Annotated in this window: 17 protein-coding genes; 8 read left to right on the top strand and 9 right to left on the bottom strand. The window is 59.5% G+C overall.

What is annotated here, in order from left to right; genetic code table 11:
• Nucleotides 1–116: 116 nt before the first annotated feature.
• From QMG46_RS16260 to QMG46_RS16235, 6 genes are all read right to left on the bottom strand, one after another.
• Nucleotides 117–698: a hypothetical protein gene (locus QMG46_RS16260; protein ID WP_281848890.1), complete on the bottom strand. Its 582-nt coding sequence runs from the start codon at nucleotides 696–698 to the stop codon at nucleotides 117–119.
• Between the two features lie 28 nt (nucleotides 699–726).
• Complete coding sequence (locus QMG46_RS16255; protein ID WP_281848889.1) at nucleotides 727–1,965, bottom strand: PilW family protein; 1,239 nt, start codon at nucleotides 1,963–1,965, stop codon at nucleotides 727–729.
• Nucleotides 1,937–2,386: a type IV pilus modification PilV family protein gene (locus QMG46_RS16250; RefSeq protein ID WP_281848888.1), complete on the bottom strand. Its 450-nt coding sequence runs from the start codon at nucleotides 2,384–2,386 to the stop codon at nucleotides 1,937–1,939. Before QMG46_RS16250 ends, QMG46_RS16255 begins: the two co-directional genes overlap by 29 nt.
• 13 nt (nucleotides 2,387–2,399) lie before the next feature.
• A complete protein-coding gene (locus QMG46_RS16245; protein ID WP_281848887.1) occupies nucleotides 2,400–2,990 on the bottom strand; it encodes a GspH/FimT family pseudopilin in 591 nt (196 codons plus the stop codon).
• Nucleotides 2,990–3,439 (bottom strand): type IV pilin protein, encoded by a 450-nt coding sequence (locus QMG46_RS16240; RefSeq protein ID WP_281848886.1) that lies wholly within the window; start codon nucleotides 3,437–3,439, stop codon nucleotides 2,990–2,992. The genes QMG46_RS16245 and QMG46_RS16240 overlap by 1 nt, the downstream gene beginning before the upstream one ends.
• Before the next feature lie 541 nt (nucleotides 3,440–3,980).
• Entirely contained in the window at nucleotides 3,981–6,332 is a 2,352-nt protein-coding gene (locus tag QMG46_RS16235; RefSeq protein ID WP_281848885.1) for a winged helix-turn-helix domain-containing protein, read from the bottom strand.
• Between the two features lie 417 nt (nucleotides 6,333–6,749).
• Here QMG46_RS16235 and QMG46_RS16230 point away from each other — a divergent pair, with 417 nt between their 5' ends.
• Complete coding sequence (locus tag QMG46_RS16230; protein ID WP_281848884.1) at nucleotides 6,750–8,348, top strand: YadA family autotransporter adhesin; 1,599 nt, start codon at nucleotides 6,750–6,752, stop codon at nucleotides 8,346–8,348.
• 19 nt (nucleotides 8,349–8,367) lie between these two features.
• On the opposite strand, the gene QMG46_RS16225 is transcribed toward QMG46_RS16230, so the two are convergent.
• Nucleotides 8,368–11,643 (bottom strand): autotransporter outer membrane beta-barrel domain-containing protein, encoded by a 3,276-nt coding sequence (locus QMG46_RS16225; protein ID WP_281848883.1) that lies wholly within the window; start codon nucleotides 11,641–11,643, stop codon nucleotides 8,368–8,370.
• A 331-nt stretch (nucleotides 11,644–11,974) separates the two neighbouring features.
• Here QMG46_RS16225 and QMG46_RS16220 point away from each other — a divergent pair, with 331 nt between their 5' ends.
• Nucleotides 11,975–12,181 (top strand): hypothetical protein, encoded by a 207-nt coding sequence (locus tag QMG46_RS16220; RefSeq protein ID WP_281848882.1) that lies wholly within the window; start codon nucleotides 11,975–11,977, stop codon nucleotides 12,179–12,181.
• 176 nt (nucleotides 12,182–12,357) lie between these two features.
• Here QMG46_RS16220 and QMG46_RS16215 read toward each other — a convergent pair whose 3' ends face one another.
• A complete protein-coding gene (locus QMG46_RS16215; RefSeq protein WP_281848881.1) occupies nucleotides 12,358–14,613 on the bottom strand; it encodes a winged helix-turn-helix domain-containing protein in 2,256 nt (751 codons plus the stop codon).
• A 496-nt stretch (nucleotides 14,614–15,109) separates the two neighbouring features.
• Here QMG46_RS16215 and QMG46_RS16210 point away from each other — a divergent pair, with 496 nt between their 5' ends.
• Nucleotides 15,110–15,706: a carbonic anhydrase gene (locus QMG46_RS16210; RefSeq protein WP_281852909.1), complete on the top strand. Its 597-nt coding sequence runs from the start codon at nucleotides 15,110–15,112 to the stop codon at nucleotides 15,704–15,706.
• Nucleotides 15,707–15,757: 51 nt separating this feature from the next.
• Here QMG46_RS16210 and QMG46_RS16205 read toward each other — a convergent pair whose 3' ends face one another.
• A complete protein-coding gene (locus QMG46_RS16205) occupies nucleotides 15,758–16,894 on the bottom strand; it encodes an L-lactate dehydrogenase (protein ID WP_281848880.1) in 1,137 nt (378 codons plus the stop codon).
• A 336-nt stretch (nucleotides 16,895–17,230) separates the two neighbouring features.
• Between QMG46_RS16205 and QMG46_RS16200 the strand changes: the two genes are divergently transcribed.
• From QMG46_RS16200 to QMG46_RS16180, 5 genes are all read left to right on the top strand, one after another.
• Nucleotides 17,231–18,787 carry an ankyrin repeat domain-containing protein gene (locus tag QMG46_RS16200; protein ID WP_281848879.1) on the top strand — a complete coding sequence of 519 codons (1,557 nt, stop codon included), beginning with the start codon at nucleotides 17,231–17,233 and terminating at the stop codon, nucleotides 18,785–18,787.
• Between the two features lie 289 nt (nucleotides 18,788–19,076).
• Nucleotides 19,077–19,250, top strand: a complete 174-nt coding sequence (locus QMG46_RS16195) for a hypothetical protein (protein WP_281848878.1) — start codon at nucleotides 19,077–19,079, stop codon at nucleotides 19,248–19,250.
• 92 nt (nucleotides 19,251–19,342) lie between these two features.
• Nucleotides 19,343–20,905, top strand: coding sequence for an asparagine synthase-related protein (locus QMG46_RS16190; protein WP_281848877.1), 1,563 nt, complete (start codon nucleotides 19,343–19,345; stop codon nucleotides 20,903–20,905).
• Nucleotides 20,906–21,117: 212 nt separating this feature from the next.
• Nucleotides 21,118–21,273: a hypothetical protein gene (locus QMG46_RS16185; RefSeq protein ID WP_281848876.1), complete on the top strand. Its 156-nt coding sequence runs from the start codon at nucleotides 21,118–21,120 to the stop codon at nucleotides 21,271–21,273.
• A gap of 110 nt (nucleotides 21,274–21,383) precedes the next feature.
• A complete protein-coding gene (locus QMG46_RS16180; protein ID WP_281848875.1) occupies nucleotides 21,384–22,949 on the top strand; it encodes an asparagine synthase-related protein in 1,566 nt (521 codons plus the stop codon).
• Nucleotides 22,950–22,951: the final 2 nt, after the last annotated feature.

Here is a 22,951-nt window from a genome sequence, read left to right as displayed (position 1 = left end):
CTCAAGGCATGCACTGGTAAGCGCTGCCGCGTGGTACATGCATTCGATGTTTTGCCGGGGTAGCGGGAGCCACCCGTTTTCAATGGAGCTTCAATGGCAGCCGCTCGCGCGTACGGTCAGCGCAGGACAGTTTGAATATAGCTTTGTGCGTTTCTCGGGCCATCGACGCGCACCGTCAGCCGGTAGCCGGCCGACGCGGCGACGGTGAACCCACCTTGATTCCCCGTGGATGATCCGCCGGTCACCGTTGCTGCGGGAACGAGGCATTGGTTTGGAGCAACGATCAGCGGCGGCCCACTGGTGGGACACAGGCGCTCGATCATGTAGTAGACCTTGTCGACCACGGCCGCGCTGTTGGCCAGCTGCGTCCCTTGCGAACCATTGGTCAGGCCTACCGGGATGCCACGCGAATCCACCGGCTGGATAGATGCGTAATAACCGATGCCGGTATTGTCGGCTTCGCCTATGCCCACGCCGTTAGCGTATAGAAATTGATCGGATACAGCTTTTTGGTAAGCGAGTTCGGCTTCTTGCGAGACGCTCTGCCGGAAAGCGAGCGTGCCTGCCACTGTATTGCTGGTGTCGATCGAGCGCATGAGCGCAAGTGCGGCCAGAAGCGTGGCCAGCAAGACAATGATGGCCAATAGCGTGGAGATCACACCGCGCTGGCTACGTGGAACGAAGCGGGTGGGTGTCATAAGGACTCGATGCGTCATAGTGACATCCTCAGTACCGGCGGGTGATAACGGCATTGCGGATCGGAATCGTGGTGTCGTAGACCTTGTAGCGGTATTGCGGATTCAGGTTGATCTTCGATTGCAGCGCTGCTGGAAGATCGGAGAAAAGCGTCATCTGCGTTGGGCCGGTGTAATCGGTCGATTTCTCTGGCAGCTGGCTGCGCGCCACCACGACAAGGCGAATCGCCTTGATCTGCTGCACGGCCTGGGCTGCGGTTGTCTGGCTGGCGAGAATCGATGCGCTGGACCAGGTGCCACCGACGGCCTTGACCCATTCGTCGATGATGTCATCGCCGAGCGTGCCGCTACCTGGAATAGCGGCGTTGCTGGCGCCGTCGTCCACACCGTAGAGTGCCTTGATCTGCACGATGCCATCGGCGACCGGCAGCACTGTGCCGGCTGTCGGGCCCGTGGTGAGCTGCAGCATGTCGAATGTCGTCAACTGAGCGGTGGTGGTATTGACGCCGTACAGGCTGAAGTTGGGCTGGGCGCCCAGATCGAAGAGGTAGCCGGCACCGTTGAAGCCGGTGGAAGGCACGGAGGCCGCAGACAAACCAAGCGTGTTGGTGGCGGCTGTATTGGTGCTGACCTGGCCAAGCACGCAGTTGCCCACGGTGGTCGTGGCCAGCATGTAGTCCCCCGCGTAGATACCCAGCGAGTTGTCGAGCACGACCGTGGTAGAAGCGGGTGTGCTGGTGACCTTGCTTTTGAACACCGTGCCTGCGGGGTTGCCACCCACAACTGCGATGGTGTCGGGGAGGGCATTGCCTGAGCCATCGACGCCGCCATCGGTAATGAGTACCGGTATGGCGCGCATCGGCACGGGCGTGGCCGGCGACAAGCCGGGCCAAGTGGAGAACGGCGTCGGAGCTGTCGCCGCCTTGGGGATGCGCTGCGTGCTACCGGTATACGCGGTCATCGCGCAGCCCCACAGACCGTAGTTAAAGCCCTGGGTAAGTCCCGAGCCTGCCGTACGTATCTGTCGCTCGAGCTCGTACAGCGAATAGCTGCCATTTTGCTGGGCATCGTCGCCGCTGGTGGTCGTGCGCTTCTGCTGTTCAAACAATGCAAAGGCCGACATCATGGCGATGGTGCATATCAGGCTCACGGTCAGACCGACCATCAGTTCGATCAACGAGAAACCTCGCTGCCGCCGCCATGAGGGGGCGTTTGCCTTGACACGCATCATGCGCGTGGCATCAGTGAGCGATGTGCGTAGAGGTGACATATTGATGGGTACCGGTGTCGCTTGCGGCCTGCCAGAACACGGAAACGGTGACGGCATTGCCGCCATTGGGATCGGTCGTGACGTTGATGGTGGGCGGGTGGCCGGCTGCACCGGGCAAGCCCTGATGTGCCGTTACGTTGGTTACCGTAGCGGCCCACGCCTTGTAGCCGGCACCGCCCGGACTCTGGAAATACGCAGCCAGCTGAGTGGGGTCGGATACCCACATCTGCGCGATGACCTGATCGGCCGCCATCGCCGCGTCGGTACGCAGCTTGGCGTCGCCCGCCAGCTTGGTCGCCGCACCTTGAAGCGCAACCATGCCGACAATACCCACCGAGAAAAGCAGGATCGCAACGATGGCGTCGAGGAGAACAACGCCCCGTTGTGAGCGTGGCGTGCGTCGACCGGGTTTCAAGGACATGTTATGCATGGCGCTACTGGCACCCCTGCGGGCTGACGGTGAGAGCAAGTTGCGGATCGCACATGCGCGTCAAACCGCCGGAAGACAGAGTTATCACCAGACGCCTTTGGTTGGTCTGGGTGTTGCTCGTATCGATACGGATGATGGAACTGGTGCCATACGCCGATGGGCGACCAAGCGCGGTGAACGTGACGCCCGTGCCTGCGCCGGCGCCACTGGTCAGCGCCGTCGTGTAGGAGCCGATCGCGGTGTCGGCACCCACCCGTACATCGGCCGCGCCTTCGTTGCTGCTATAGCTTTGGATCACGGCGGTGCCGGCACCGCTGCATGTCGTTGCTGTGCCCAATGCACACACCTTCCAATCCGCACCGGTACCGCTGGCGGAACTGAATTCGAAACGCACATTGGCGCCGCGCTGGGAAGCCTCGCTGCGCGCAATGCGCAAACCGTTTTGAATCGACTCCGCGGCGGTACGGATGCGCGAATTGCGAATCCAGGTCTGGTAGCTGGGTATGCCAATCAGCGCCAATATTCCGAACACCGCTATGGAGACCAGCAATTCGACCAGGGAAAACCCCGGGGTGCTGTGCGTCTGGCGGTTCACTAGCAGCCTCCGCCTTTGCGCATGATCCAGCACGCCGTATTCGTGCCGCCCCAGCCCGTGGCTGTGCTCAGCGTTTGTCGGTTATTGAAGTTATCGATGCTGTAGGTGAAGCCGGCGACCTGTGTACCCGCGATGCCTACGGCCTTGGCGGTGTACCCGGATGTGGAGCTCGCTGCCGGCGCGCAGTTCAGCGTGAAATAGTTGAGTGTCGGAGAGGCAACGCCACAGGTACCACCGCTGGTATAGGTGCGGTTGTCCTGGTAGTACTGCTCCATGCTCACCCGGTACGCGGAAAGCGCATTGGTAGCATCGGTAAGCTTGCTGCGGATGACGTATTCGGTATAGACCGGTATGGCGATCGCGGAAAGGATCGCAATGATTCCCACCACAATCATCAGCTCAAGCAGCGTAAAGCCCGCCGCGCGACGGAGCGATGGATGCTTACTCATAATGTCCCCTGCTTTTCTGTAGAAGGCGCAGCCTGTTCAGGCCTGTGCTTGCCTATCGGTCGTGCTTGGTCTGGCGTGCTCCGGAGATACCCGAATCTGTCGGGGCCTGAAACGATATGTCGATGCGTTCCTTGCTCCACAGGGCTTAGAAAGCAGCGAAGCCCCTTGGCCGCACTTTAGCTAAGTCCCGCAGTGGGCGGAGCTGGATACCTGCTGGAAAATCCTTACCATTTGGTTAGTTTGAAAGATCTTGCGATGGAGCTGAGGGATATCGGTCGTGCCCGGTCCGGCCAGTTCCGGACATCCTATGGTTAATCGGATAAGGGGAGGCTGTCTCTACGGGCCTGTAGATAGTCTTTATGGGCCACAGCGGAAAAAACGAGACGTCCGGCCGAAGCAACGCGCGAGAGGTCGACGTCAAACGGGAGGCGATCGTGGAGATCGGACGGCCTATCCTTCGAGCCATACGACCCGGAGGATGTCAAAGACGTTGAGCGGCACGTCGCTTTAGATCATTCTTGATAACCGGTATGTCGAGTCATCATTGAGCGGCTGTCGACGTGCAGGTTGGAAGCACGCGGTCTCCAGCCAGCTCGGTCGCTTTGCGCTGGTGTTGCTTCCAGGCATCCATGCTTCCCAACGTTCGATAGAGACATGCTTGCGCCCATGCGGCACGCCAATCGAGTTGCTCCCAGGTCGAGAGTCGACCGCTGATGGCGGTGGCCTCATTGATCTTGCCGTCTTCAAGCAGGCTCAACGTATAAGCCAGGCCGACGTCGACCATCAGCTCGGGCACGCCAAGATGACTGGCCTTGCTCATGGCGAGCTTCAATTGATCGAGCGCCTGCTCGCGATGCCCTTCGGCATTCGCCTGAACGGCTTGCGCCCGAAGCAACAGGATGGCGACCCATTCATCCTGATCGGATGCGGGCAACTGGTTCGCCCAGGTCTGCATGGCGGCGGCGACTAGCCTGATCTGGGTTGCATCGTTGGCTTGCTGCGCGATCAGTACTTGAGTGAGCCTCGCGTCCGCATGATCGTGTTTGTTGCTGTCCCATTCCAGCAGCCCTCCTGAGAGGGCTTGAGAGATCCAGGCCTGAGCCACCTTCGTCTCGCCTCGTTGCAAGGCGAGCTTGGCCAGTAACACGTAAACCGTCGCTTGCAGGCCCGGCTCGCCGTGCGGGTCGAGTTTGATTTGCGCAAGCAGTTGCTCCAGCAACTTGCTGCCCTCCATGCTACGGCCACTCCCCGCCAATGCGGCAGCTCGCTGGAACGTGAGGAGGTGGCGGGTCATTTCCTCCATGAATTCCCATTGTTTTTGATCGATGGGCCAATAGCGCTCCGTCGTGGCCAGTGCATCGGGGTGTTGCAGGAGCATTTTCTGCGAGATGACGAGATCGTAGAGCAGCCCAGGCAAGTATTGGCGCATGCCCATCCGCTGGTATTGCTCGTAAGCATGTTCGATCGTCGGCAGGGCTTGGGCAAAATGGCCGCGCCGCATGTCCAGATCGGCTAACGCCGCATCCATGCCCAGCGCCCCAGCAGTGTCGCCGACCCATGCGTAGTTGATGCGTGCAAGACCATAGTCCGACTCGGCCTGGTCGAATTTGCCTATCATGACCAGCAGTCCGGCGCGTTCGGCATAGGCGTAGGCCAGGTGGCCTCTGCTGTTGTGGGTCTGAAACAGCTGTATCGCCTCGCTGAGCGCTGCAATGCCTTCAGCATATTTGTGCTCGCGAAAATAGACGTACCAAAGGTGGCTGAGCACTTGGCCACGAAGGATGGGTTCCTTATCGGCGGGCAGTCGCTGCAATAGATCCGTTAGCTGCTTCTTGCAGGGATCGTATTCACCTTGATCGCAATAGAACGTCGCTTCGATGAAGGAAAACTCGAGCGTCTGGCGAAGGTCGGGAGGCGCCTTGTCGATCAGTTCGCGCAGGACGTTCATGGAGCCTGCATCCGAGGCGGCATCCATACGCAGCAGGTATTGCGCCTTTTCGTCGGTGGACTTGACGCTGCCAAGCGCCGATGTCCCCATCTGGGCAAGCAGAAAGGCGCTCGCTGAATGCGCCGCTTTCATCACGTTGTCGGACGTCGACTCCGCATGCAGCGTGCGTCCGTTGGCTGCGGTGACTTCAAGCTCGACGTGCCAGCGGTTCTCGGACAGGGCGACTTGCGGATGGATAACCAGCGCGTAAGAGGAAAACCGGGCGGTGTCTTCGTTGCCTTGACCGAGCAGATTGAGCACGGTCTGGCTGTTTTCGACGGGAATCTTGGCTTCCCGCATGTCGCCAGCGATCAGGTCCATGAGACCGAGGCGTAACCACGACCATTCTTCCGGCGCATTGATCCGTGCAGGGAGAACAGCGGTTGTGCCTGGGTTGAACGCGACAGGAGCGGGCTTGCTTATCCACCACAACCCAGCGCCGGCCGTTGCAATAAGCATCAGCAGTGTTGCTATCCATCGCCAACGGCGTAACCAGAACGGTACAACGGGCGGTGAACTGTCGCTGGTAGCGATCGGCGTGCGGTCATTGGGCGCAGTCACCGGATCGTCGCCTGCAGAGACGACGGATGTTTCCATCATCCAGCGATAGCCGATGCGCGGCAATGTCTTGATGCAGCGCGGCTCGTTTGCATCGTCTCCAAGGGCGCGACGGAGCCGGGCGATCGCCTGAGCGACCAGATTTTCGCTGACGCTCGTGGTGGCCCAGACCGCTGCGATCAACTCGTCCCTGCCCACGGGGCGTTCGCGATGCTCGACCAGATAGACCAGGCAATCGAACACGCTGGCGGTGAGGTCGATCACGTCCCCGTTGCGCTTGAGTTCGCGCGCACGTGGGGTGAGTTCGAACTCACCGAAGCGGTAAACGGTCATCTTCGTGTTCGCCATATTGACTACCAACGTTGCAGATTCATCTGATAACCGCAACGGAGCCTTGGCTCTTGTTGGGTATCAGCCTGGAGGTGTCTACGGCTGTTCGTGAGCAGCACGCTAGCTGGCATCGCTTCTACAGGTCAATCGCTTGTCCTCAAGGTAGCCCTGACCAGGGCTCCGGCCAAGCTTACTTTGACGAAGCTTGTTTACGGTTCACTTTCCGAATGGATTCCCTGGACCGCGTAGCCGCCGCGTCATTTGGTGAGCGCCGTATTTTCAACGAACGTAGGATCAGTGCGTGTAGTGTGAAGCTCATCACCCAGATTGGCCTGAGGAGACAGATATTGGGTGCTGTCTCCCTCTGACCGGCGGTGACATCTCGATCCTAGGATGCCCCTGAAGTGTTGTTGGATTGGAAATGGGGGCGAAACGATGCACAGGTTTCTGGTAGCGAGTAAACGTGGTCGCCTGCTTATGGCCGGTGCGGCGCTGTGCCTTCTCGCTCATGCGTTGTCTGCCCATGCCCAGAGCAAGATTGCGCTAGGCGATGGCGCGGTGGCCAAGAATCCCTACGACGTTGCAATCGGACCGAATGCGTTCGCTTCTGGTGATGGATCGAGCGTCAACATGGCGGTCGCGATCGGCGGCGGCGCGCAGGCAACGGCCGGCGCCATCGCCATCGGCGACAACTGGCGCGGCGGCGTGAAAGCGTCAGGTCGCGACTCCATTGCCCTTGGAACCTCCGCGATGGCCACGCAGCAGAGCGGTATTGCCATGGGCGCTGGCTCGTCGGCAACGCAAGCCAACGCGGTAGCGCTTGGCTCGGGCTCAGTAACAGCGGTAGCCGTTGCCACCACGGGCGTCAGCATCGACGGTGCTACGTTTCGATTCGCTGGCATCACGCCCACATCCACGATCAGCGTGGGAAATGCGGGTAATGAGCGCACGATCACCAACGTTGCAGCTGGCCGTATCACAGCGACGAGCACCGATGCGGTCAATGGCAGCCAGCTCTCTGCGTCCAACGCAGTCATCAATGCGTTGGGAGGCCAGGTGTCCAGTTTGGGCAATCGTGTAGCGGTCGGGCTCGGCGGAGCAAGCAGCTACAACAGCGTGACCGGAACACTCAGTACCTCGTTGAGCTATGGCGGTGCGTCCTACACCTCGGTGCAGGGCGTGCTGGATCAGCTAAGCAACACCGTACAAAACATCACCAACGGTGGTGCGCCCAACAAGTATTTTCAGGTGAATGCGACGGGCGCGGCCAGCGTCGCAACCGGCGTGGACGCGATGGCGGCAGGTCCGCGTGCGGATGCCAGCGGTGACCAGAGCCTCGCACAGGGCGGCGGCGCTACGGCAGCAGGGAAGGGAAGTGTTGCCGTCGGCGCGAACACGAGCGCGAGTGGTGTCCATTCGGTCGCCCTGGGGGCCGGGTCCAGCGACGACGGCCAGTCGAATGTCGTGTCGGTCGGATCTTCCACGCAACAACGTCGCATTACCCATGTCGCGGCGGGAACGGACAGCAGTGACGCCGTCAACGTAGGGCAACTCAACGCTGTTCAGGCCGGTGGCGTGCAATACGATCGCCAAAGCGACGGAAGCGTGGACTACGGCAACATTACCCTGGGAGTGGATGGTGCCGGGGCACAGATCCATCATGTCGCCAATGGCACATCGGCCGGGGATGCCGTCAATCTCGGGCAATTGAACGCAGATATCCAGACGGTTCAAAACTGGGCAAAGAATTATACGGATCGGCAGATCCAGGCCATCAACCAGAACATCAGTACCGTAGGTGCCCGCGCCAACGCGGGCGCCGCTGCGGCCATTGCCATGGCGGGTCTACCCCAGGCCTATCAACCCAACCAGAATGCCGCCGCCGTCGCGTTTGGGTCCTTCCATGGACAGGCCGGCATGGCTATCGGCGTGTCGACCATCTCCGAAAGCGGGCGCTGGGTTTACAAGTTGAACCTGGCCAGCAATACCCGCGGTGATGCGGCAGCCAGCGTGGGTGCTGCCGTCACCTGGTAAGAAGGTTTCGCGGCACAACCTAGAGCGCGAAGCGAATCCCGCCCGCTCCACGCCAGCCGCCGCCAAGCGTGTTGTCGGAAGTGCGTGTCGCTTCTACAAAGAGGCTCATTCGCGAGGATATGTCCACGCGACTTCCGAGTGCAATTTCCGATGCCGTGGCACGCCTGCCTGGCAAAGCGAGCGGCACGGTACCGCCATCATAGGAAGCCTCGATCTGCGCGCCGTTTCCGATGGTATGCAGCACAGACACACGACTGTAGATGTTCACTGCCAGCTTTGGCGACAGCCGGGCGCTCTTGCCGAACCATACCCCGGCACGAGACGTGAGCGACTTCAATCGAGCCCTGTCGATACGGACACCATCGACGGCCGTGTAATCGGCACCGGACAGCGTTCCGTATGCCACTTGCAACTGAGGCTCGACGTAGCCACCGCGAGAACCTTCAAAATGCCATCCTGTGGTCAAGGCAACGTCGGCAGCTGTCGAACGGGTTTCGCCACCGGTGGCTTCATGGTTGGAATCGAGTGATCGATACGTCGAATGGATGCGGCCGATGCGGATTTTCGCGTCCAGAAAATAGCCCCTGGCAGAGAGCCATGTGTCGTAAAGCCCCAAGGATTGGCTACGCAGGCGTGCGCGCCCCTGCGATATCCGATCGTCCGATTCGGAATGAGCATAAATAACGCCCAAGAGATTTCGTCCTGCATCGACGACCGACTGCGTATCCGCGCCGAGATTCTCCGTTGTCCAGTGTTGCCGATAGTTTCGCCCGTAGGGGGTATCGCCCTGGAAGTCGCCGCCCGATCCATCCACCCACACGCCGGAGGTCTGCGCGTCGGGTTCCCCGCGAAAGGATTCAGCGCGACGCGAGGTCGCCTGGTCATCGGTGAACCAGAGATTGGCCGATGCCGTAGCCGCATCCCCTGCGGCAAGAATGCCGCTGGCTGGACGAAGAACAGGCAGTTTGATGTCGCCCGTCGGGTTCTGAGAACCCGACCCCTGGTTAACTGCCGTGCCGCCTCCGGAGCCGCCAGTTCCAGAACCATTTCCTGGCGCGTTACCCGAGCCACCGCTGTTTGTCCCTGTACCGGCTTGCCCATCGCCGACAATCTGAATACCTGTCAGAAGCACGCTGCCGTGATCCGTGCTCAAGGCGACTTGCGGCACGTAGGAGAACTGGACCAGCGCATTCTCATAAGTGCCCGACCACTGGCCGGCTACACCTTGAACCGTGTTGAAGAGGGCTTTCGCGTTCGGCACCTGGCGCGCATCGAGGATCGTGATGGGGGAGGAGGCAGGGATCACCACGCCCGTCTTGAGATTCGAAGGATTGACCCAGCTGGTGTCGTCCAGCGCCGGGTCATAGGCGATCTTCACCCTGGGTGTGCCGGACACATGGAAAGCCGAAATGCCGGGGCCGAACACCACATCATCGGCTACGCCTTTGCGCACGTCGCTGAGCAACGTAAACGTTGTGCCGTCGCTCAGATTCACCGTGGCGCCAGCGCTTGCGGAGCTATCTACTACCAGCGTACGAAACGCGTAGGTTGGAATCGACCCATGGGTGAACGTGCCCCAGTTCGAGGCCATGTCGATGCCGCCGTCGCTCCCCAGGGTCAGCTGCCCGGCACCGAAATCGTTCTTGATCGTGCCGGTTCCGGTGGGGATCCAGCTTGCTCCATTCGAGAACGTCAGCGCGGTGATGCCCGTGCCATAGGTGGTCGTGTCGGTACTCAGGCCAGCATCGGCAAAAGACAAAACGCGGCCCTTGAAATACGAGTCCGGCGTGTTCAGTAGCACGCGGGTAGTGGCGGTATTGCCGGCGTTGAGATTGATGTCGGCGATGTCGCCGGTCAAAGACACACGGCCACTCCCCGATGCGTTCACATCGACCAGCGCATCAGCGCCGCTCTGCGCCCAGTTGGCAACCGCAAAGCTGCCGCCGCTGCCGTCGGTTGTCGCGCTTGCCTGCAAGCCGCCGGCGAACTTGATTTGCCCGCCTCCCTGGCTCAGCGCAAATACGTTGCACGATGCACAGCTCGAATGAGCCTGGATGATGACCGGCGCCTGGGCATCGTTGAAGTTGACGATACCGGTATTGTTGATGCCGTAGGTTTCGGTCGTCGCGTCGATGATGGCCGAAACGCTCTTGGCGAAGGTGATCGACGATCCGAGTCCGTAAGTGCTGCTGATCGCCGCGGGTAGCCCAAAGGGCGTGTAACCGGTGCCATTGATCACCTTGATGGTCACGTCGCCACCGAAGTACATCGAAGCCGTGCGGTACGTATTGGCAATGCCAAAAGCCGAGCGAGGTCCGGTCGCGGTGATCGACGAATCGCCTGTGACAGTCATGCGCCCCTGATTTCGAACGCCGAAGACGGTGGAGCCATTGGACACGGCGGACAGGCTCAGGTTGCCGTTGACTGTTAGCCTGGTGTTGCCGTTGTCGTTGTAGATGCCGTGGACATTGTCGCTGGGATAGATGCCTTCGGCCGAGACGTTCAGGTCGCCATTGAACACCATGCTCCCGCTACCGCCGCCGGAGTTGTAGATGCCCGATGTGCTCGATCCTCGGGCCTGGGCTTTGACCGTGGTTGTGCCATTGAACGTCACGGCGCCCTGGTAAGCCCAGATGCCCTGCGAGTAGCCGGGCGTATAGGTCGTGACGATCGTGTCGCCGTTGAATGTCGCCGTGCCCTGATAGACCCACAGGCCAATGGAGGAACTGTTGGGAACGGCATCATCGGATTGGGCATACACCGACGCGTTGCCATTGACGGTGAGCGTGCTTTGTTCGACATCCACGCCGAATGCCGTGCCCCAGGACCCGGCGGCGGCGCGTTGCGTGGATACGCTCAGGTTGCCCAGGCCATTGTTATCGACCTGAAACACGATTGGGGTCGAGACACCAACGAGACTTACTGCTGTGATGTTCTCGACCTTGTTTGTCGAGGTCGAAACATGGTCGCCGCTCTGAAATCGATAGGTCAGATTTCCATGGGTGTCCAGCTGTGGAGCGTATTGAGTGTCCGCGCTCGGCACGCCGGTAATGATCTGGTCGTAGTCGTGAGCCAGGGACACCCTCGGCATCGACGCCATGCCGAGCACGGCAGAGATGGAAGCGCAGAGCACCCGATACCGACGTCCGGAAGTAAGTCGCTCTGCCTGTAAGGCGGCGACGTGGTTTTCGACAATAGAGGCGCGCCTTGCTTCGGAAAGTCGCTCAAACAGCTCGGGCGATGCTTGGTAGAGGTGCCGGCGTTCGACGCTGGCCAGCTTGATCGTTGCAGTCACGTTGTCCCCGGTTGATACGTCGTATTCCGCGCAATCGATGGCAGGCTCGCATAACGCGAACCGTTTTATTGTTCTCAGCAGGCTTCAGATGTTTGGGCAAACGATGAATCGCCTGATGTGCGTTCGCGCCAACATGTCGAAACATTATCTGGTCAGTTGCACGCGTCGCGGAAGTTATCGCGTCACAGTTTCTTTGCGTGATGAACGCACAGTTTCGCGTGCTGAAAACAAAAGTGATGCAAACGATTCGATTGGCCCCAAATGACATGGATTGCCTGGTTTCATTTGTGCGATAGAGAATTTCTCAAAGTAATCATTGACGACAATCAGCATGAGTGAGGCGGAAGGTGAGGGTGATGAAAACGAGTTCATTTGGCCACCGACACCGCTGATGCGTTTTTTTGTATCGGAGGCGCGGGGTAAGCTTGAAGGCTCGAACAACGACAGCCCCAGTTGGAAGGCTTACGAAGACAAGCTTCGTAGCATCAGTAAAGCAAAAGAGGATTCGCGTCGTTCTGGGCGACGTCGCTACAAATAAAAACGCCGCCCTGAGGGAGGCGGCGGCAAAGGGGCAGCGTCCGTATTGTTGCGGGGGGCAATCGCAACATCCGCCCATCGGCCACGCCAGTTTGGCCGACGGGTGGGTCGGTATCGAGTTCCGTATGGGCCATATGATCGGCCTGGTAGGCCAAGATCGTCTGTTCGATGCGAACTTCAGTGGCCGATTGCGACGGGGTCCGTTGTCAGCAGACGATCTCCGGCGAGCTCGTGCGCTTTGCGCTGATATGGCTCCGACGACTCCAGCCGGCCCATGGCGCGATAGATGCACGCTTGCGCCCAGGCTGCACGCCAATCCTGTTGATCCCATACCGAGAGCTGCCCACCGATAGCTACCGCTTCATCGACCTTGCCGTCTTCCAGCAGGGCCAATGTGTAAGCCAGGCCAACATCGACAATCAGTTCCGGTATGCCCAGTTGATTCGCCTGATTCATGGCGAGCTTCAGCTGGTCCAATGCATCACTACGGTGGCCTTTGGCCTGGGCTTCGATGGCCCGCCCGCGCAAGAGCTGAATGCTGATCCATTCATCCTGGGCCGGCAGGCCAGCTGCCCAAGCCTGCATGGCGGTGGCAACTTGCTCAAGCGCTTTGGGGTGGCCGGCGCGCTGCGCAATCATCACGTTAACGAGCCAGGCGTCGGCGTAATCACGTTTGTCGCCATCCATCTCCAACAACCGCCCCGAAAGAGCTTTGGATATCCATGACTGCGCCGCAGGAATTTCGCCGCGTTGCAAGGCAAGCTTGGCCAATAGCACATAAGTGGTGCCTTGCAAGCCGGGCTCACCATCGGGATCCAGCTTGATCTGTATCAGCAACTGTTCCAGCAGCTTGCTTGCCTCGGTGGTACGACCGTTATCGGCCAACGCGGCCGCGCGCTGGAACACAAGAATGTGAAGCATCACTTTTTCGGTGAAACTCCAGTGCTTTTGATCGAGCGGCCAATAGCGCTCTGTCGTGGCGAGTTGATCGGCATGCAGCAACAACAGCTTTTGCGATACGGCCTGATCCACCAGCAAGCCCGGCAAGAACTGCCGCATGCCCATGCGTTGGTATTGCTCGTAGGCGCGCTGTATCGTCGGGAGAGCTTGCGTCAGGCGGCCGCGTTGCATGGCCAGCTCGGCCAACGACTCGTCTATGCCAAGCGCTCCAGCCGTATTGCCGGCTAGCGTGTAGTTGATGCGGGCAAGGCCAAAGTCCGACTCTGCCTGATCCAGCTTGTTATCCACCATTTGGAGCTCGGCACGCTGGGCATAGGCGTACGCAAGATAGGCAGTGTTGTTTTGCTTCTGCAGCAGGCGCACGGCTTCGCTCAAGACGGCATCGCCTTCGGCATACTTGTGTTCGCGAGAATAAACATACCAATACTGCGTCAGCACTCTGCCACGAAGCACGGGTTGTGTATCGGCGGGCACGCGCTTCAACAGTTCGTCGAGCTCACGCTTGCAATTCTCGTAGTCTCCCTGATCGCAAAAGAACGACGCCTTCGCATAGGCGAATTCGAGCGTTTCTCGAACTTCCTTGGGTGCCTTGTCTATGAGTTCCCGTTCGATGTCGCCGGATCCGGCGTAGGACGCCGCGTCCATCCGTAACAGGTACTGCTCCACGGTATCGCCTGTGGTTTGCGTGCCGGTGCGTGCGTCTCCCATCTGGGCAAGAAGAAAAGCGTTTGCCGAACGAACGGCTTTCAATACGTTATCGGACGAGGCATCTGCCCGCCATGCGCGGCCATCAGGGGCATCGGCTTGTAGATGGACGTGCCAGATATTGTCAACCAGCGTGACGCGGGGCCGGATGACCACAGCGAACGAGGCAAATCGTGTGCCATCGTCCTTATCGGCCTGGTCGAGCAGGTTCAGTACCGTTTGGCTGCTCTCGACGGGGATCTTTGCTTCACGCAAATCGCCCGCGATCAGATCCATGAGGCCCAGCCGAAGCCATGCCCAATCCCCGGAGGCGTCTACCTCGGCGGGGAGTACCACGGTGGTGCCTTGGTTCGCCGAAAGGAGGGGGCGACTACGGGTTCGCCAATGCCAATACCCTGCAGCACCAACAAGCAGAACCAGAAAGGCCGCCCACAGCGAAGGCTTTAACCAGGCACGTCGCGAAACCTGCGGTGGGGTGTTGCCGATCTCCGAAGTTGCGCTCGGATGTAGCTCGGCGACAGGGGAGGCGATTGAGGTGTCTGGCACCCAGCGGTAACCGACACGCGGCAGCGTCTTGATATAGCGCTGTGCATTGGCATCGTCGTCAAAGGTGCGGCGTAAGCGGACAATAGTCTGCGCCAACAGATTTTCACTGACGTCGGCACTTCCCCAGACGGCGGCAATCAGCTCGTCCCTGCCCACCGGACGTTCCCTGTGCTCCACCAGGTAGACCAGGCAGTCGAACGCACTTGCCGTGAGTTCGATCAACTCGCCCTTGCGCTTCAGCTCGCGCGATAGCGGCTTGAGTTCAAACTCACCGAAGCTATAGGTGGTCGTCTTCGTTTTCGCCATGGCGCCATGTCATGTTGCGGATTTTCCCGATCAGGAATCCGGCCTGGCTCGGAAAGACTCGGGCGGGTGCTTATGGCTAGGCATCCTAGCTGCTCCGCGCGCTCCCCGTCGTGTTCCTTGCGGTACGGGGCTAGTCCATACCGATAGCCTTGTCCAGGGGCGAGGAGGCCATGCGGATGGCACGCTCGTGACAGGGCGGGGGCATCGAGGCCATGCATAATATTTGCGCGTGAATGCAGGCCATTGCGCGCTTTATCTGAATACGGGAAGCCTCGCCTTGAAATTCACTCGCCGCAACTTTATCAACGGAGCCGCACTGGGCGCCGGTGCTCTGTTCGCCTCATCGAGCCTTGCCAAAGTAGCTCCAGCGTCTGTCGTCAAACCTGCACCGACCAAAGACGGAAAATCGACCTTGACGCCGGACGAGGCGCTGGCCTTGCTCATTGAAGGAAACAATGCCTTCTTGCGCGACGAACTGCGCGTACCGGATCTGAGCGCCGCACGGAGGTTGTCGTTAGCCGCGGGACAGGCGCCTTTCTGTGCCTACGTTACGTGTTCCGACAGCCGGGTACCCCCGGAGCTACTCTTCGGGCGTGGCCTGGGTGAGCTGTTTATTATTCGCAATGCAGGCAATACCGTCGATACGGTTGCCATGGGCTCGATCGAATATGCGGTGGCCGAGCTTGGCGTGCCGCTCGTTGTCGTTCTCGGTCACGAAGCCTGCGGCGCGGTCAAGGCCGCCATGTCGGTTGTCGAGAAGAACGCGCGATTCCCAGGCGCTATCGACAATATGATCGAACCGATTATTCCGGCGGTACTTGAAGCCCGCTTGCAGCCGGGCGATCCGCTCGAGAACGCCGTAAAACAGAATGTGCGTCGTGTCGTCGAGGTGTTGCGCAAGGAGAGCGATCCGATCATGTTACGACCGCAGCAAGAAAAGCGCCTCAAGGTGATTGGCGCCTATTACCACCTTGATTCCGGGCGAGTCGATTTCTTTGATCGAGTCTGATGTCGGTGGCTGAGCCGCTGACGCATCGAGGGTTGACGTTCGTGGCGCGTGTCAATCCTCGAGCAACAAGTCCGGTGAAGCTCGGTTGACGTCGCTACAGCCGGTCAGAATCATGCCGACCCTGAGCTCCTCTTTGAGGATATCCAACATATCGCGCACTCCGGGTTCGCCAGCGGCTCCCAGCGCGTAGGCCCACGCTCGTCCCAAAAAGCACGCCTTGGCGCCAAGTGCCAGCGCCTTCAATACATCCAGGCCCGAACGGATGCCGCCGTCCATGAACACCGGAATCCTGCCTTGAACAGCATGAACAACTTTCGGCAAGGCACGAATCGTCGATGTCACGCTATCGAGCTGCCGGCCACCGTGGTTTGATACCACGATCCCGTCGATATTCGTCTGTATCGCGCGCCTGGCATCCTCGGGATCGAGAATACCTTTCAAGATAATCTTTCCCGGAAAGATCGAGCGTATCCACTCGATGTCTTTCCAGGTCGCCGACGCATCAAAATTGTCGTGTACGAATTTCCCGTACGGTACGCCCTTGGGCATGGCTTCGGCCACCGTGCCGAACTTCAGCGGCCGACCTTTCGTGACGATATCGAGAGCCCAGCGAGGATGCGTTGCGCCTTGCGCGACGAATCCCAACATTCCCAGCAGCGTCGGATCTTTCTCCATGCCGTCGTGTACTTCACTGTAACGTCGCCCAGGGGTCGCAAGATCGACAGTGAATACCAGTACCTTGGAGCCGGCAGAAACGGATCGTTCGATCACGCTTTTGACGAAGCCGCGATCTTTGAGCATATAGAGCTGAAACCAGGGCGGTACGCCTGTCTTTTGCGCGACCTCGTTCACATCGCACACGCCCATGGTCGACAACGTAAAGGGAACGCCGGCCGCCTTCGCCGCATTGGCGGCCTTGACTTCGCCGCGGCTCGAATACATACCGGCCATGCCGACATGTCCGAGAACGATGGGCATCGACATGGTTTGATCCCACAAGTCGATCGACAGGTTCAGATGCGACCCGTCTACCATGACGCGTTGGCGCAACAGCGTAGCTTGCAGCTCGGCCATATTCGCGCGCAGCGTGTTCTCCTGATAGGAGCCTCCGCTGATGTAGTCGTACAGAAATGGGGGCAGTCTCGCTTCGCATTGTTTGCGATAGTCGTCAACGTTCGCGATGATCACGTGGGTCTCTCACGTAGTGAAGCGATTCAGAGAAAGTGCCGTACGCACAACGACTGACGTTAGTGTGGCCGCGGTGCCTCCGGCTTGTACGCGATTGATCGTCCGTGTACGAAATCGATGGAAAAATGGAAGGACAGGCACATCGCCCCTCCCATGGCAGCGGGCTTTGAAGTCCTTTTGTCCGGCTCAGGGGCCTGTGCTACGCTCCGCCACGGCGTTGCATGGCCGCCACCGGGTCCGCGGAAAGGGTTCAACCCACCTGTCATTGCTTGCCATCACCCAACCTTTGTGCAGCCGGGCTTGCGGACCTTCGGCATACCATGCATGGAGGTTGTCATGAAAGTATTGCCCGCTCGTCCGCATCTTGACCATTTGAAGAAACAGGCCAAGGTCCTGCTTGACGGTTTTCGTCTCAAGGACCGTGACGCGCTCGAACGCATCCGTGTCGCGTTGCCTGTTGCCGCCAACTTCAATCACGAAGCCATTGCCCAGATGGACCTGCGTCTGCACGACGCGCAATCGTGCATCGCCCGCGAGTACGGCTTTGCCTCGTGGATGCAGTTGAAGGAGTATGTGGCGCTTGCCGCGGCGACAGCCGATGCGGCGACACGACGACATCAATGGCAGCTCTGGACCTTTGGCTACGGCTATCAGGTGGCCAAGCCACGACTCGCCGAACGCCTGCTACACGATCATCCGGATGTACTGGCCGGCAATGCGGTGCTCGCTTGCGCCGTCGGCGACGTCGCCACGGTGAAGGCAGCCATCGCCGCCGATCCGGATTGGGCCAGAACGGCCCATGCGGACAACGCAATGACGCCATTGGTTTGTGCAACTTTTTCCGGACTGATTGCGCTACCGGGATATGCACCAGGCATCCGCACTTGTGTCGAGCTGCTGCTCGATGCGGGAGCGGATCCCAACGCGGTCTGGATCGACCCGCAGCTCCCCGGCGATCCACTCAGCGCTTTATATGGCGCTGCCGGTCGCAACCACGATGTCGTGATCACACGCGCATTGCTGGCAGCTGGTGCCAACCCCAACGATAACGAGTCTCTGTACCACGCCACTGAAGCCGCTGATAGCACGTTGACCAAGCTGTTGTTGGATGCTGGAGCTCATGTCACCGGCTGCAACGCGCTGTTTCGCGCGTTGGATATGGAGCGACCGGAGACGCTGCGCCTGCTGCTTGCTCACGGTGGCGATCCCAATGAAGACGGCGCCCATGGGTTTCCTTTGCTGCATGCAATCCATCGTCGACGCTCGCCCGACATCATCGGAATCCTGCTCGACGCCGGCGCCAACCCTTCGGCAAGTACGCACCATGGCGTCAGTGCTTATCGCCTTGCCCATTGCTTGGGGCTCACCGAGGTAACCGAGCGTCTATTGCGAGCTGGGGCAGTCGCGGATCATCGCCCGGGCGACGCATTCCTCAACGCCTGTGCGCGTGCTGACCGTGCGGTGGTGCAGGCCATATTGGCTGCCGAACCCGATGTGATCGGCAAACTTTCATCCCGGGCCCTGCGTATGCTCCCTGACCTGGCTGCCGCCGGCTGCGATGACGCCGTGAGGGTAATGGTGGAGGCAGGGTGGCCGATTACGACGCGCGGTGGTGACATCGACGGCAGCGCTCTCAATCAGGCCGTGTTTCGAGGCAATGCTGCATTGGCCGCATTCTTGCTCGCGCATGGCGCGAGCTATGACGAGCGCCACGGCTATAACGACAATGTCTACGGCACTCTCAGTTTCGCCTCGATCGCGGAAACAACGCCTGGCGGCGATTGGCTGGCTTGCGCGAAAGCCTTGATCGATGCGGGTTCGCCCGTTCCTGAAGAACGTTATGACTTTCCCGAGGATATTGCGGCGTACTTTCAGACGCTTCGCGACGTGTAGCGGCACTCTGGCTGCAAATTAGAGGCGGGCCCCATGATTTCTGTTACGGATACATGGGGCATGTTTCCAAATTATCTAAGGTTCTTAGGAAATAAAATATCGCTATTTCAAACGGGTAGAAAATATTGCTGTACGTGATTAGCACACTGAAAGGCAGGTTTTCTGAAAATGTGCGCTGTTTCATAGTAAATGCATTCGACCCATTTGGTGGCATTTTGAAACGGTAAATCATGATAGGTTCTGGAGGCCGCCATAGGGGTGGCCCATTTATCTCAATCGGAGTGCCCTCATGAATCAGCTCGATGTTGTGATGCACGAAGAGTTTCAGAACGAAATCAATCCTTTCGGCGTTGAATTGGACGGACCGCTGCGTAATCTGGCTGCGACGGGAAAGCGCGCACCCAAGATCGACGACGACGGTGATATCGGCCGCGCCGGTACCATCCATGGCGGTGGCGGTTAAGCGACGCAATCGCGAAACCTGATCTCGTTCTTTGGTAATACTCAAGCCGCCTCCTTCATCGGAGACGGCTTCTTTATGGATAAGAACCCAGCATGCTCAAGGCCGATATCGCTTTACCGGATCTATCGCATGACCCGCAGTGGCGGGATGACGCCATCGTGTTGGGAGACAGTCGAATCACGCCTCATGCGCATCCGAGTCTTGAGGCATGGCTGGTACGGACGAAAGGCCAATGGTTCGCCATAGTGCGGGAGCGCACAGCATCGGCAGATGCAGCTGCTGCGGCGCGCGATGTCGACAACGAGGAATTTCAAAGGCTTTATCGACAATGCCTTCTGTGGCCCCTCGACTACGTCATGATCGAGGCCGCGCAGATGGGCTGCCGAATGAAAGTGCGTGCCGGTGTGTTTGGCTCGTTACCACTTTACTGTCGCGCCACTCAGAACAGCGTCAAACTCTCTTGGGACGTTACGGATCTGGCCACCGAGCCTTTAGCGATCGATGCGGAGATCGCCAGCCATCGTCTTGCGATGAACACGGTCTATTCGGCGCGACAGCTGGGTGTGGGCATTCAGTTGCTGACCGAGCGTGCTTCGTTTGAGGTGGAGCCGGGCAGGGCAAGTTATCGGTATCCCACGCCAGCGGCGGAGACTTCTCCCATGCCGTTACCCGCAGGACGCGATGCGCTGTCGATGTTTGACGAACTCCTGCAGCGAGCCGTGTCGGTCAGGCCGATGGCGGCGAATCGAATATCGCTGGAGCTGAGCGGCGGCATGGATTCGGCCAGCGTGGCCTGTGCCTTGGCGAAACGCCACGGGCCGGTGGCAAGCAGGGGGATCTTGTTGGATGGCCACGTTCGCCAACCGCAAGTTCAGCGCCGGGAGCAGATTGCGAAGCGACTGGGCCTGTTCGACGATACCGTGGAGATGACGGCCTTTCCGCCCGATCTCGATATCCAACGCCCAGTCCTGTCAAAAAGCCTGTCACGTGAATACTACCTGGAAGCCTGTTCGGCGCTATGGAGCAAGGCGCGTGTGCAAGGACACGACGTCCTCTTCACCGGCATCGGTGGAGACGAGCTGTTTCCGAGCTATCTCGACGAAGTACAGAAGCAGGATCCGAGTACGACGGGAAGGGAGCACGAAGTCAGGCATTACGCCATGCAATTGCTCACGCCCCATGCGCGGAGCGCTGCCACCAGCCTTCGCAGCTTCGACGCGCCACCCAGTCCCGTCTCCTCCACAGCGCTGCTGGCACATGCCTGCCGTGCTCCTGATCTAGTGCGGCACGGGTTGTGGCCGGTCAATCCGCTGAGCGACCCTGGCCTCATCGCCTTCTGTCATCGACTGCCCCGCGAACATCGACAGGGCAGAGAGCTCATCCGGCAATATCTGCAAGCGCACTTGGGCGACGAGGTGTTTCCAAGTAACTACACCAAGGAAACCTTCGCCGGGGTTTTCCCGGAGCTGATTTCTCATCACGCTTCGTCACTTGCAGCGCAGCTGGGCGATTGCGCGTTAGCGGATCTTGGTTTGGTGGATCAGCGCGCCGCACTGAGCTTGCTCGAACTGGTGGCAGCCACGAAGGCTTCTGCACCCACCACCGCATTTACATCGTTTCTCTGGCTTGAACGGTGCGTGCGAGAGCTTCATTAACCAGGATGTCTTCAGTTCTTCCTATCGTCATCCCGGCCTGCGCCGGGATGACGATAGGAGGGGCGCAATAAATTGTGGTAGGAGATTAGGAGGGGCGCAATAAATTGTGGTCGGACATCTAGCCAATAGTGATCTGTGATTCGTTTGCCAGCCTCACGGCTGTGCTAGCGTCGGAAATGCCGCACCTGGCGGCCAACTCAACGGATACTCTTATGGAACAGCAAGACGTTGTCATGCAAGAAGAGAGCGTGAGTGAAATCAATCATTTCGATGTTCAAGTAGAAGCGCCGATGTCGCGGCATGTAAAGACTAAAAAGCAGACCTGGAAACTTCCCATTCCTGGCGATATTGCAGGGCACGGCCCCTGATTGTCGCGCTCAGGGCTGGAAGAGATGCCGACAAGCCATTATCTGGTTTGCCGTGAATACCAGGGTCGCCTCTTTCGCGAGGCGACCTTTTTTGCGTGCGGAAATCGATCATGCTCAAGGCCACTATCACGCTGTCCGATCTCGCGCTGAATGCGGATTGGATAAATGACTCGATCATGGTGGGCGAAAGCCAGATCACTCCCTTCCCGCATCGAATGCTCGAAGTACTTTTTGTGCGCACGGATGGCCAATGGTTTATGGCGGTTCGGGAGCGCCTCGCATCCAGAGCGCCCGACGCATTGGCCGCAAAGCGAGACGTCGATATCGAGACGTTCAATCGCCTTTATCAGGAATGCCTGCTCTGGCCACTCGACTACGTCATGATCGAGGTCGCACAGGCGGGATGTCGGATGAAGGTGCGGGCAGGCGTTTTCGGCACCGTGCCGCTGTATTTTCGAACCTTCGGCGATCAGGTCATGCTCTCCTGGGATCCGGGCGATCTGCTGGTTGGGCCTTTGGCCATCGACGTAGAGATGGCAAGCCATCGCCTTGCGCTTCATTCGATCTATGCGGCGCGCCAACTCAGCGTCGGTGTCACGCTGCTTACCGAGCGTGGCTTGCTCTATGTCGAACCGGGCAAGGTCAGTTACCGGTATCCGTCGCCGGTAGAAGAGACGGCTCCATCGCCCCTGCCGAAAGGCCGCGACGCCATGGCGGCGTTCGGCGAGCATCTGCAACGCATCGTGTCCATGCGACCCAAGGGAAAAGGGCAGGTGGCGGCGGAGCTGAGCGGCGGCATGGACTCGGCCACGGTGGCCTGCGCCTTGGCCGAATCGCGTGAAGGAGTAGAAAGCCTGGGCATTCTTCTGGACGGAGATACGCGCCAAAGTCAGGAGCAGCGCCGTCAACGGATCGCAAACCGGCTTGGCCTGCGCGATTACACCGTGGAGATGGCCGATTATCCGCCGGCTGCCGATGTACGGCCTGCGCCCGGCCAAACACCCAGACTCTATTGGGAGTACTACCTCGAACCTTCCATGGCGCTCTGGGCACAGTCGAGGGCACGGGGATGCGACACGCTCTTCACTGGCATCGGTGGCGACGAACTGTTTCCGTATTACCTGGATGAAACACAGGCAGCGCATGTCGAAGCGTGGCAAAGCGAAACGCCGCACTACGTCGAGCAACTACTCACGCCACGCGCATGGAACGCTGCAAACAGCCTGCATCATTTCGAAGCTCCGGCCAGCCCCGTGCCAGCGAGCGTGCTACTGGCGCATGCATCGCGCACTCCCGATATGCTCCGGCACGGTTTCTGGCCGATCAATCCACTGAGCAGCCCCAATCTTGTGACCTTCTGCCATCGATTGCCGACAGAGCATCGCCAGGGCAGGGAAGTCATGAGGCAATACCTGCGCAGTCATCTGGGTGAGGAAATCTTCTCGCAGGGTTACGTCAAGGAAAGCTTCGCGCATGTGCTTCCCGATGTGATTGCCCGGCATGCCAGCGCTATTGCCGCGCAACTGCGCGAATGCGTTTTGGCCGACCTGGGTATGGTTCAGCCCAAGGCGGCACTCGAATTGCTGGATCGGGTAGCCACCACGCGTGAACCCGTGCCCACGGCGGTGCTGGTGTCATTTCTCTGGCTGGAGCGGCTTGCTCGGCAGGTGAGCTGATA

The organism is Dyella sp. GSA-30 (assembly GCF_027924605.1).
GTDB lineage: Bacteria > Pseudomonadota > Gammaproteobacteria > Xanthomonadales > Rhodanobacteraceae > GSA-30.
Note: the sequence above shows the minus strand (reverse complement) of the source record. Positions and strands in the feature narration are given on the sequence as shown.

Excerpts from the sequence above, each read along its gene's own strand:
- QMG46_RS16240 (WP_281848886.1), bottom strand. The coding sequence starts at position 3,439 with ATGAGTAAGCATCCATCGCTCCGTCGCGCGGCGGGCTTTACGCTGCTT.
- QMG46_RS16230 (WP_281848884.1), top strand. The coding sequence starts at position 6,750 with ATGCACAGGTTTCTGGTAGCGAGTAAACGTGGTCGCCTGCTTATGGCC.
- QMG46_RS16195 (WP_281848878.1), top strand. The coding sequence starts at position 19,077 with ATGAATCAGCTCGATGTTGTGATGCACGAAGAGTTTCAGAACGAAATC.
- QMG46_RS16235 (WP_281848885.1), bottom strand. The coding sequence starts at position 6,332 with ATGGCGAACACGAAGATGACCGTTTACCGCTTCGGTGAGTTCGAACTC.
- QMG46_RS16250 (WP_281848888.1), bottom strand. The coding sequence starts at position 2,386 with ATGTCCTTGAAACCCGGTCGACGCACGCCACGCTCACAACGGGGCGTT.
- QMG46_RS16220 (WP_281848882.1), top strand. The coding sequence starts at position 11,975 with ATGAGTGAGGCGGAAGGTGAGGGTGATGAAAACGAGTTCATTTGGCCA.
- QMG46_RS16190 (WP_281848877.1), top strand. The coding sequence starts at position 19,343 with ATGCTCAAGGCCGATATCGCTTTACCGGATCTATCGCATGACCCGCAG.
- QMG46_RS16200 (WP_281848879.1), top strand. The coding sequence starts at position 17,231 with ATGAAAGTATTGCCCGCTCGTCCGCATCTTGACCATTTGAAGAAACAG.
- QMG46_RS16180 (WP_281848875.1), top strand. The coding sequence starts at position 21,384 with ATGCTCAAGGCCACTATCACGCTGTCCGATCTCGCGCTGAATGCGGAT.
- QMG46_RS16260 (WP_281848890.1), bottom strand. The coding sequence starts at position 698 with ATGACACCCACCCGCTTCGTTCCACGTAGCCAGCGCGGTGTGATCTCC.
- QMG46_RS16185 (WP_281848876.1), top strand. The coding sequence starts at position 21,118 with ATGGAACAGCAAGACGTTGTCATGCAAGAAGAGAGCGTGAGTGAAATC.
- QMG46_RS16255 (WP_281848889.1), bottom strand. The coding sequence starts at position 1,965 with ATGTCACCTCTACGCACATCGCTCACTGATGCCACGCGCATGATGCGT.